The sequence below is a fragment of the Bacillus hominis genome, from assembly GCF_018332515.1.
In the GTDB taxonomy this organism is placed as follows: domain Bacteria; phylum Bacillota; class Bacilli; order Bacillales; family Bacillaceae_G; genus Bacillus_A; species Bacillus_A hominis.
This window is the reverse complement of sequence record NZ_BOQD01000279.1, coordinates 1-10,727: the sequence shown is the minus strand read 5'-3', so window position 1 is coordinate 10,727 and position 10,727 is coordinate 1. Positions and strand designations below refer to the sequence as shown.

General features: G+C 37.2%; 6 protein-coding genes and 3 pseudogenes. 8 read left to right on the top strand and 1 reads right to left on the bottom strand.

Features of this window, described 5'->3' with window-relative positions; all coding sequences use genetic code 11:
* Positions 1-323 precede the first annotated feature (323 nt).
* The 5 genes from KI356_RS22290 (at position 324) to gad (ending at position 7,686) form a co-directional block, all read left to right on the top strand.
* On the top strand, positions 324-1,883 hold the full coding sequence (locus tag KI356_RS22290) for a carboxylesterase/lipase family protein (RefSeq protein ID WP_212936485.1): 1,560 nt from the start codon (positions 324-326) through the stop codon (positions 1,881-1,883).
* Positions 1,884-2,118: 235 nt separating this feature from the next.
* Positions 2,119-3,402 (top strand): MFS transporter, encoded by a 1,284-nt coding sequence (locus tag KI356_RS22285; RefSeq protein ID WP_212936484.1) that lies wholly within the window; start codon positions 2,119-2,121, stop codon positions 3,400-3,402.
* A 70-nt stretch (positions 3,403-3,472) separates the two neighbouring features.
* Positions 3,473-4,159, top strand: a complete 687-nt coding sequence (gene pgmB / locus KI356_RS22280) for a beta-phosphoglucomutase (protein WP_307856671.1) — start codon at positions 3,473-3,475, stop codon at positions 4,157-4,159.
* A gap of 17 nt (positions 4,160-4,176) precedes the next feature.
* The gene (locus KI356_RS22275) at positions 4,177-5,883 is read left to right on the top strand and encodes a glycoside hydrolase family 3 protein (RefSeq protein WP_128280500.1); all 1,707 of its coding nucleotides are present in this window, start codon (positions 4,177-4,179) and stop codon (positions 5,881-5,883) included.
* A gap of 333 nt (positions 5,884-6,216) precedes the next feature.
* Positions 6,217-7,686: a glutamate decarboxylase gene (gene gad / locus KI356_RS22270; RefSeq protein ID WP_212936483.1), complete on the top strand. Its 1,470-nt coding sequence runs from the start codon at positions 6,217-6,219 to the stop codon at positions 7,684-7,686.
* A 322-nt stretch (positions 7,687-8,008) separates the two neighbouring features.
* Here the strand turns inward: gad and KI356_RS22265 are convergent, their stop codons facing one another.
* Complete coding sequence (locus tag KI356_RS22265; RefSeq protein WP_212936482.1) at positions 8,009-8,374, bottom strand: YxeA family protein; 366 nt, start codon at positions 8,372-8,374, stop codon at positions 8,009-8,011.
* 195 nt (positions 8,375-8,569) lie between these two features.
* Between KI356_RS22265 and KI356_RS22260 the strand changes: the two are divergent.
* The 3 pseudogenes from KI356_RS22260 to KI356_RS22250 form a co-directional block, all read left to right on the top strand.
* A pseudogene (locus KI356_RS22260) lies at positions 8,570-8,915 on the top strand (Y-family DNA polymerase); the annotation flags it as partial.
* Positions 8,895-9,572 (top strand): annotated as a pseudogene (locus tag KI356_RS22255) (ABC transporter ATP-binding protein); the annotation flags it as partial. The pseudogenes KI356_RS22260 and KI356_RS22255, both read left to right, overlap by 21 nt.
* A pseudogene (locus KI356_RS22250) lies at positions 9,569-10,319 on the top strand (ABC transporter permease). The pseudogenes KI356_RS22255 and KI356_RS22250, both read left to right, overlap by 4 nt.
* The last annotated feature ends 408 nt before the right edge of the window (positions 10,320-10,727 follow it).

Below are 10,727 nucleotides of genomic sequence, written 5' to 3'. Positions count from 1 at the left end.
GCGCTTTCTTGATATTGTAAATTATAAGAGAATTATATTTTATTACACGGTTTGAAAAGTTACATACTAACTTAATAGCAGGAGAAATATTTTTTACTGCTATTACCAGCCTTGTGGGTAGCGTCTTATCAGACAAAACTAGAAAGCAAAAAAATCTATCTTTATGTTTCTAGCGTGATTATCGTAATCGGTATTGTGTTTTACATTATACCAAACGTTAAGACCTTTTTTATCGTAAGTACATGGTTCCTTCAGAAGCACAAACTACTGCCGGTGGGATAAAGTTAGAGTACATTAAAACCGTGATATTGGAGGTAAAAAAGATGGCGAAAAAATTTGTATTTGATGAGGTGCCTGTTGTTCAGACGAAAGCAGGTCAATTAAAAGGCTATTTTTATGATGGAATTCATATTTTCAAAGGAATTTCTTATGCACAGGCAAAAAGGTTTCAAATGCCAGAGGAATTAACTCCATGGGAAGGTATCAAAGATGCTACATCATATGGATATGTATGTCCACTGATGCAACAGGATAATCCAACCGCAGAACTGATGGTGCCACACCGTTATTGGCCTATGGATGAAAAATGCCAGAATCTTAATATCTGGACAAAAGTTCTTGATAAAGATGCTAAAAAACCAGTTTTGGTATGGCTCCACGGCGGTGGCTTCACTGCTGGATCATCCATTGAGCAGGTAGCATATGACGGTTTTAATATGAGTCAACTTGGTGATGTAGTAGTAGTGAGTGTGAATCACCGTTTAAACATTCTTGGATATATGGATCTTTCACCTTTTGGAGAGAAATATAAAAATTCAGCAAATGCTGGTCATGCTGATCTTGTAGCAGCTTTGAAATGGGTTCACGAAAATATAGCTCAATTTGGCGGAGACCCTGAAAATGTTACGTTGTTTGGACAGTCTGGTGGTGGTATGAAAGTTACTGGTCTTATGCAGATAGCGGCTGCCGACGGACTTTTCCATAAGGGAATTGTTATGAGTGGTATTGACGATGGTAAGTTAATGCCTCAACCAAATGGTGATGGAAGAATGATTGTAACAGCAATGCTTGAAGAGTTGGGACTTACAGAAAAGGATGTGGAAGCTTTAGAGACACTTCCTTACAGTGAATTGGTAAAAGTCTATGGAAAAGTATCTCCAGCGATTATGCAAAAGGGCGGCTATATGGGCTGTGCACCACTAAAAAATGAGTATTATCTTGGAGAACCTCTTATACATGGCTTTACCGAACATGCAAAAACTATTCCATTAGTGGTAGGATCTGTATTTGGTGAGTTTGCATTTAATCTAGCGACTTTTAATAAATATGAGCTTTCTGATGATCTAGAAAAAGAAATGCTTTGCAAGAAATTTGGTGAGCATACACAGGAGCTTATGGAGTTGTTTGTAAAAGCTTATCCTGAAAAGAAAGCGGTTGATTTATTGTTGCTTGACAGAATTTTCCGTACGCCTTCTAAAGAGCTGGCAAAACTTTTGGTAGAAGGAGGAAAGGCTTCTGCTTTCTTGTATAATTTTACTCTGGAATTTCCGATTGCTCACGGAAAGGCAGCATGGCATTGTTCAGACATTCCTTTTGTCTTTCATAATACAGATAAAGTTGAAATCTGTAATATTGATGGCATTTCAGATGAACTGGAAGAAAAGATATTCCAAGCAGTCATCCATTTTGCACAAACCGGTAATCCAAATCACCCAGGGCTACCTGAGTGGCCAGCTGTGAAACTAGAGGACGAGCCTACTATGATTTTTGATCGAGATTGCAAGGTTCTTCATAATTATGATGATGAATTGATAAATTTATTTAATGAGGTATGCGGTCCTATCAGTCTTGCAGAGTTATTCGATCAGGACGTTCAGCATTAAGAAAAAGAAAAAGTACCATGCTGGACATGAGGCACCAGCTAAGGTGAAGAAGTAGCGTACCCCCCGTTACTCGGGGGATTTGCACTATCCATCTCAAAAATATCATCTCTTTGTTTTTTATAGCAAATATTTTATTAAACAGTTTGAAAACGATATGCTATGTATTTTGCTATTCTAAATCACTAATTTGGGCTTTGTGAAATTATATATACAACTCAAAAGGGGGAGAAGTATTATGGAAACAATTAAAACACCTTTTACGCGATTGGCTGTGGGCATCTCAATTGGTTTTGGATTGATGCTTATGGGCTTCCTGACCGTTGGTGCAATATTGATACCACTAAAGGTTATGGCTATTGATCCTAATGGTTACGCCACATCCTATGGTCTGGTGGCAGGAGTAAGTGCAATTTTTGCCTTAATCGGTAATCCAATTGGTGGTGCCATCAGTGACCGAAGCAATGTGGCTTTTGGAAGACGCCGTCTTTGGATTTTGCTTGGTGCACTGCTTGGTTCATTATGCATCATGTATATTTATTTCTCGAAAACGGTTTTAGGCGTCGTGATGGGATGGGCAGCGGCACAGTTTTTCTTTAATTTCAGCTGGGCGGCTTATACGGCTTTAATTCCTGATCAAGTAGAAGAATCCAAAAGAGGTACCATGTCTGGTATATTTGGTATCTTATTGCCTCTGTTCATGACTTTAGGAATGGTATTGATTCAAATCATGAATAATGCAACTGATTTCGTTAAGTTCACAACGTTTGCTGCTATTGGTGTTATCGGACCAGTCATCAGCTTGTTCTTGATAAAAGAAGGCAAGGTGGAATTCGTTAAAAAGAATAACAATAATACTGGATCCTTCGTTGGAAAAATAACAAAATTTTATCCAAGTCCAAAAAAATTCCCTGAGTTTACATGGGCTTTATTTTCAAAGTTCCTACTTATGCTAGGATATTGCAGCATGTTCTATTTAACAATTATGCTAGGTGATCGTATGCATATGGATAAGGAACAAATTACATCAACTTATGCTAATATCATGATTTTTGGTAATATTTTCACTGTTATTGCCAGCCTTATAGGTGGGGTTTTATCAGACAAAATCAGAAAGCAAAAAATATTCCTTTATATTTCTTGTGTAATTCTAACAATTGGTATTTTATTGTACGTTATACCAAGTGTTCAGGCCTTCTATATTGCTGCTATTGTCTGTGCTATAGGCGGAGGTTGCTTTATGGCTGTTGATACAGCTATGGTTGCCCGCGTGCTGCCTAATCAAGATGATGCCGCTAAGGACTTTGGAATCATGAACGTTGCTAATTCTCTACCACAATCCATAGTGCCTGCAATAGGACCACTGCTTCTTTCAATAGGAGGCTGGAACTTCTTTTTCATATTCCTTGCGCTTATGCCGATTATAGGTATGTTCGCAATTATGCCTATACCGGAAGTAGGTCATAAGCTGAAATCTGAAAGAGAATTGGAAACAAATAAGTTAGGTGATATCCAGGCTTAAACGATAGTGGAAACAGAATGAAGAAGTTAATTAACAAAGCATTTACAAATAAACTATGAAGGAATCTTCTATGCAACACAATAAATTATACGGAAAAATAGGAGGAAACATGGGTAAGAGGGCAGTAATTTTTGATTTAGATGGGGTAATTGTTTCAACTGATGAGTTTCATTATGAATCTTGGAAAAAAATGGCCGATGACGAAGAGATATATTTTGATAAAAAAATAAATGAACGGCTCCGTGGAGTGAGCAGAATGGAGAGCTTGGAGATTATTTTGGAAAGGTCAGAAACGCTTTATACTTTACAAGAAAAAGAGGAGATGGCTGCAAGGAAAAACACTTATTACAGAAATCTGCTTAATAAATTGTCAGAAATGGATATTCTTCCTGGGGTTATGAATGTGTTAAAAGCATTGAAGGAATTAGGTGTAAAGATAGCTATTGGATCATCTAGTAAAAATACGCCCTTTATACTGAAAAAAATCAAACTTGACGGCTATTTTGATGCTGTAGCAGATGGAAATGAAATAAAATACAGCAAACCACATCCTGAGGTTTTTCTGTTAGCAGCAGAAAAATTAGGAATGGATACTTTTGAATGCGTTGTCATTGAAGATGCTGATGCTGGCATTGAGGCAGCAAATGCTGGAGGTATGAAATCTGTAGGAGTAGGATTTGCAGCGAACTGTGTAAATGCAAAATATAGAGTAAAGGATTTATCCTTACTATCAATAGATGAATTACTAAAGGATTAATGAAAGGAAGGTTAAAAATGATGAATTTAAGAGAAAAGCCATTTTATTTGAATGATGAGGATATCCAATGGGTAGAGAAAACAATAGCTTCCATGACAGAGGATGAAAAAATATGTCAGTTATTTTGTTTAGTTGCTTATTCTGATGATGAGGATAATATAAAAAATCTAGCTGCAAAGTATATGCCTAGCGGGTTGATGTGTAGACCTATGCCAGCAGCTGAGGTTGTTAATACAGTGCGTATCCTTCAAGAAAATTCAAAAATTCCTATGCTGATTTCAGCAAACTTAGAAAGTGGCAGTAATGGTATTGTACAAGAAGGAACAATGATAGGATCTCAGATGCAGGTTGCTGCTACTGATGATGATGAAATGGCGTACAAGCTTGGCGTTGTTGCTGGTCGTGAAGGTTCAGCAGTTGGAGCTAACTGGGCCTTTGCACCAATTATTGATATTGATTATAATTTCAGAAACCCGATAACTAATACACGTACTCTTGGTTCAGATCCAGACAGAGTTCGCCGTATGGGTGTTCAATATGTAAAGGGTGTTCAGGAATATGGTGTAGCTGCCTCGATAAAGCATTTCCCAGGTGATGGTATGGATGAGAGAGATCAGCATTTAGTTACATCTATAAATTCCATGTCCTGTGAAGATTGGGATAAAACCTATGGAGCTGCCTACAAAGCTTGCATTGAAGCTGGTGCTATGACTGTTATGGTCGGTCATATTATGCAGCCTGCATATACTAAGAAACTTAATCCACAAATAGAAGACAAGGATATGTTACCTGCTACACTATCTTATGAATTAGTAACGAAGCTATTAAAAGAACAATTAGGCTTCAATGGGTTAGTGGTAACAGATGCATCATCAATGGCTGGTATGGTAATTCCAATGACAAGAGATAAGGTAGTACCACAGGCTATTGCTGCTGGTTGTGATATGTTCCTATTTACAAAGAACATAGACGAAGATTATGAATATATGAGAAGAGGCGTGCAGGAAGGAATTATTACAAAGGAAAGATTAAACGAGGCTGTAACAAAGATACTTGCTCTTAAAGCGGCATTAAAGCTTCATAAAAAACAAGCGGAAGGAAAGCTAATACCTTCGCTGGAAGAAGCATTAAAAGGGATTGCTACTGAGGAACATAGTGCTTGGGCAGCTGAATGTGCAGATAAAGCAATCACATTAGTAAAAAAGGAAGAAGGGGTTTTACCTATTAGTCCAAAAAAATATAAGAAGGTGTTGTATTACGATATAGAGAGTCAACAAGGTATAGCGTACTCAGTTAGAACTGGAGTTGCTAAAAAGGTTAAGGATCTTTTAGTAAACGAAGGCTTCGACATAGACGTATTTAAACCAAGTCCAGGCTTTGAAGGTTTAGCTAGTAGTTACAAAGATATTACTGAGAAATATGACCTGATAATATATTTAGCGAACATGGCAACAAAAAGCAATCAAACCACAGTACGTATAGAATGGGCCCAACCTATGGGTGCTAATGTTCCTGTTTATATGTCAGCTGTTCCAACTATTTTTATTTCTGTAGAAAACCCTTATCATCTTTTAGATGTGCCAAGAGTTAAGACATTTATTAATACTTATAGCTCAAATGATTATGTATTACAGGCGTTAGTTGATAAATTGATGGGGAGATCAGAGTTTAAGGGCACAAGTCCTGTAGATGCCTTTTGCGGTAAGTGGGATACTAGGTTGTAATAATTATTACATTCATTAACTTTTTGATAAAACCTGCACCATTGACGCCGAAATAGACTTGGTGAAAACTGGACTTACTGTGACAACAACAGTAAGTCCTTAATCTGTTTGTTATCGTGAGAGAAGCATCAACTTTGGTGCATGTATTAAATATTGTAAGTGTTTAAAAAATCAAAAAATGATAACTGATACTACGTCAAGAAAATAGACATAGTTTTTTCTACAGTGCTTTCACTTGGTGGCAGCACCTTTTATTAGAATTGTCCCCTTGGTTTAACAAATGCTTTTTTGTAAATAATATGTTCGTTAAACAATTAATTAAGGGGGACTTGTATGCCACAGGATCGAAAAGTAGAAGTTCAAAACGATGCATACGAAGGAAAAGAGATCATACCAGATAATCCACAATATGTACCGCGTCACATGCAAATGGAGCTGCCTCACGAATTTTCTATAAATCCTCTGTTTGCCCGCGAAGGAGAATCAGCCGTTCCGCGCTTTCACATGCCTGATAAAGGCATGTTACCAGAAACAGCGTATCAAATCGTCCATGATGAAATTGCTCTTGATGGCAATGCCCGCTTGAATCTTGCAACATTCGTTAGCACATGGATGGAGCCTGCCGCAGAGCAATTATATGCCAAATCATTCGACAAGAACATGATTGACAAGGATGAATATCCACAGACAGCCGAAATTGAGGAGCGGTGTGTCCGCATTTTAGCCAACCTCTGGCATTCGCCCACCCCCATTACGACTATGGGTGTTTCAACAACTGGATCTTCGGAAGCATGTATGCTCGGGGGGCTTGCGTTAAAGAGACGCTGGCAAAACGCACGCAAAAGCGAAGGGAAGCCGGTGGATCGTCCCAATATTGTGTTTAGTTCTGCTGTTCAAGTCGTTTGGGAAAAATTCGCAAACTATTGGGAGGTTGAACCACGCTATGTGAATGTTAGCCCAGAGCATCCCCAATTGGATCCTCAGGGGGTCCTCGCTGTCGTGGATGAAAATACGATTGGTGTAGTACCGATTCTCGGTGAGACTTATACCGGGCTTTACGAACCGGTTGCCGCCATTGCGAAAGCGTTGGACGATTTACAGGAGAGGACGGGCCTCGACATTCCCATGCATGTGGATGCGGCTTCGGGGGGATTTATAGCACCGTTTCTTCAACCAGATTTAGTCTGGGATTTTCAATTACCGAGGGTGAAGTCCATCAATGTATCCGGACATAAATATGGATTAGTCTACCCTGGGTTGGGTTGGATAATTTGGCGGGAAGCTGAAGATCTCCCTGAGGATCTAATCTTCCGCGTCTCCTATTTGGGCGGGAACATGCCGACTTTTGCCCTGAATTTCTCTCGTCCTGGCGCACAAGTGCTCCTGCAATATTACAATTACCTACGTTTGGGGAAAAGTGGATACTATGATGTCCAAAGGGCTTCTCAGAAAGTCGCTCTTTTTCTTAGCAAGGCGATTCAGCAGATGGAACCGTTCGAACTTTTGTCCGATGGTTCGGATATTCCGGTTTTCGCTTGGCGGCTGAAAGATGGTTACACATTAAACTGGAATCTTTATGATTTATCTCGACAATTGCGTGTGTTCGGCTGGCAAGTACCCGCCTATCCATTGCCTCCAGATATGGAAGAGGTGACGATTATGCGTGTTGTGGTTCGAAATGGATTATCAATGGATCTCGCGCATTTATTTTTGATGAACCTCAAACAGGCCGTTGCCTTTCTGGATTCCCTGGACGGGCCTATGCCACATGATACGAAATGTGATAATGGGTTTCATCACTAAATGGGGACAGATCCCGTAGTCATTAAGTTGAGCTAACCACCGATGAAATTAACTATCTTAGATGAATCCTTCCATTAAGAAATTTATTGGAGGGACTTTTTATGGAGATTAAGTCGACCAATAAGAATATGCTTTATACAGAAGAAAGTTTATATCAATTATCGGTTTGGGGAACAGATTAAGCACCCAATCTGATAAATAGACGGAGAGATTCCACCTATTGATTCAAAAAATATGAAAATGGGTAATAGAATCTTTAGCCTATGGGAAAAGTAACATTATAAAATAAACTAAAAGAGCCAGCTCATACGAGTAGGCTCTTTTAGTTATCTACTATTTCTAATTGTCCTCTTATTTTCTCCGGAATATCCTTTTCAAAAATGACGTCGTAAGAATACACATACTTTCCTTTTACATGAATTTTCAAGTAAGTTTTTCTTATAAAATCATTAGGAGTGTTCGTTCCTACTGTATATTCTTTCTCATTCCTTAATTCATCAACACCTTTTAGTGAGTACATAGCTCTTCCTTTATGATGGTAATCTGGAACGCCATATCCCTTCGCAACGGCGTATACATTTTTTTCTTCAGCAATCGGATTAAATCTGTCTAAATCCCCGCGTAATATGAAAGGTAGTAAGTATATAGGGAGGCCTATTCCTATTATGCAAATTACAAATTTCTTCATGATTATTTCTCCTTTTATTCATTTACATGTTTCAGTATAGAAAAAAATTCTTATGAATAAAGGGAGATTTTCTTAAGATTTTCTTAAAAAGAATTTTAAGGTTATTTTAACCAAAATTTTCATGGAAATCCCTTTAAAAAGAATAAGAGTTCGTATACAATGAGAACAAATGTTCTTTTATTAGGAGTGATTACCTTGTATGATTATTTTCTTTTACCTAATCGTATTATTCTATGTGTAGATCTTCGTAGCTTTTATGCGAGCGTATCATGTATTAAAAAAGGACTGGCGTTATACAAAATTGGCCGTTGTAGGGGATGTGAATCAGAGCGGATCAATTGTGTTAGCAGCAACACCGCCATTAAAAGCGTTAGGGATCAGGAAGATGGCAAGATTGTACGAAATACCGAAGCGACCAGATATTATTATTGTGAATCCAATTATGCATACGTATATGAAGTGTTCAACTTTCATAACTGGTTTAGCCTTGCAGTATGTCGCGCCCGAAGATTTTCATCAATCGCAATATCCTAATTTTTTTCATTGGATGACAGCGAGAGAAACGCTTACGTTTATGGGGCAGCTTTCGGGATTGAAAAAAGAAGAATTGTCAAAGTCAATTCCAAAAAATTTGGAGAAAGTTGGACTAAGGGGCGAAGAAAACTCAAAGGTAGGTACATTTTCTGGTGGAATGAAACAACGACTTGGTATTGCACAAGCATTATTGCATAAACCTTCACTAATTGTCATGGATGAACCGGTATCCGCATTAGATCCAATCGGCCGACGGGAATTATTGAATCTGATAGAAGAAATAAAAAAAGATACAACCATTTTATTATCAACCCATATATTAAGCGATGCAGAAGAAATCTGTGAACGATTTGTCATTATAAAAGATGGAACAAAAATAGAAGATACGACGATTACTGAGCTTTTACACCGTAATAGTGAAAATAAATTAATTATTGAAATAACAGATAAAGATCGAAAATGGATTGACGTTGTTAAAAAATTACCTTATGTGAAGGACGTAGAAGTGATTGGGCTTAAAGTTAAAGTGAAGGTTGAAAGTATCGAAGTAAACAAAAATTTATTGCTCCAAAATGCACTCGAACATAAAGTGGACATCGTTAAGTTTGAAGTGAGCAACGATACTTTAGAAGAAATTTTCTTAAAATTGGTGGTGCAAAAATGAATAACTTAATGGTATTGATAAAAAAGAATGTGTTCAAATGTTACGTGATTTTAAGGTGATTTGGCTACCAGTTGTTTTTATATTTTTAGGGGCAACACAGCCGGTAGTAACTCATTACTTGCCATCAATTCTAGAAGCATTAGGTGGCGGTCAGGGTATTACCATTGATTCGAGTATGGCAGCACAAAAAGGAGGCGAAGTACTAGCGAGTACTTTGGGATCCCAGTTTGATCAGCTTGGAATTATGATTCTAGTAATTTCTATGATGGGTGTCATTCAAACAGATAAAGCAAACGGTATGTGGGCCTTTATTTTAACAAGGCCCGTTACTGTTACTTCATATATAGGTGGGAAAATAGTATCAAATTATTTAATGGTAGCTTGTAGTGTAACAATTGGATACTTTACCTCTTATCTATATGTAAATTATCTTTTTACTGCTGTTCCATTTTTACACATGATTACTGGGTTACTATTTTATCTAATTTGGGTTCTTTTTATCGTATCTTTCACAACAATGATAAGTGCTATTTTTTACAGTCAAGGTATTATTGCGTTAATTTCAATTGTTTTCCTTTTTGGTTGTAGATTAATCGTCGGTTTGAGTAAACATGCAATGGAAACGCTAGTTACGGGATTAGTAAATTCAAACGCAATAAGCAATATACTACTAACTGTTTTTTGATTTTATTGACACTCTTCGTAACGAATTATTGGATTATTAATAAAAAGTTTAATCATGAATAAGTAGGGAACAACCGTGATGAGGATATGGGATTTTTGCGTTGGTTTAGTGGTAAGGATCTTACTTCTGTATTTATTACCTTACTATCAATCTTAATAATTGGGAACCATCTACTTACTCATGAATGTACAGAAACTTATAATTTAAATAAATTAAAGCCGATAGTTCTTTAACGTGGGTATAATTCTGTCAATCTACACTACTCACAAAAAACAGATCAAATATCATTTTGAATTTGATCTGTTTTTTATTTACAGAAGATGTCTTCTGTTAACAAAAGATAAATAACTTGAAGGTTTCAATTCTTTTTACAAACAACTCACCAAATTAACATATTTTAGATTTATTGTTATATATGTTGATTATTTTATATGGATAGTTTTTTTATAATTATTACATCACAGGAGGTT

Excerpts from the sequence above, each read along its gene's own strand:
- KI356_RS22290 (WP_212936485.1), top strand. The coding sequence starts at position 324 with ATGGCGAAAAAATTTGTATTTGATGAGGTGCCTGTTGTTCAGACGAAA.
- KI356_RS22285 (WP_212936484.1), top strand. The coding sequence starts at position 2,119 with ATGGAAACAATTAAAACACCTTTTACGCGATTGGCTGTGGGCATCTCA.
- pgmB (WP_307856671.1), top strand. The coding sequence starts at position 3,473 with ATGCAACACAATAAATTATACGGAAAAATAGGAGGAAACATGGGTAAG.
- KI356_RS22275 (WP_128280500.1), top strand. The coding sequence starts at position 4,177 with ATGATGAATTTAAGAGAAAAGCCATTTTATTTGAATGATGAGGATATC.
- gad (WP_212936483.1), top strand. The coding sequence starts at position 6,217 with ATGCCACAGGATCGAAAAGTAGAAGTTCAAAACGATGCATACGAAGGA.
- KI356_RS22265 (WP_212936482.1), bottom strand. The coding sequence starts at position 8,374 with ATGAAGAAATTTGTAATTTGCATAATAGGAATAGGCCTCCCTATATAC.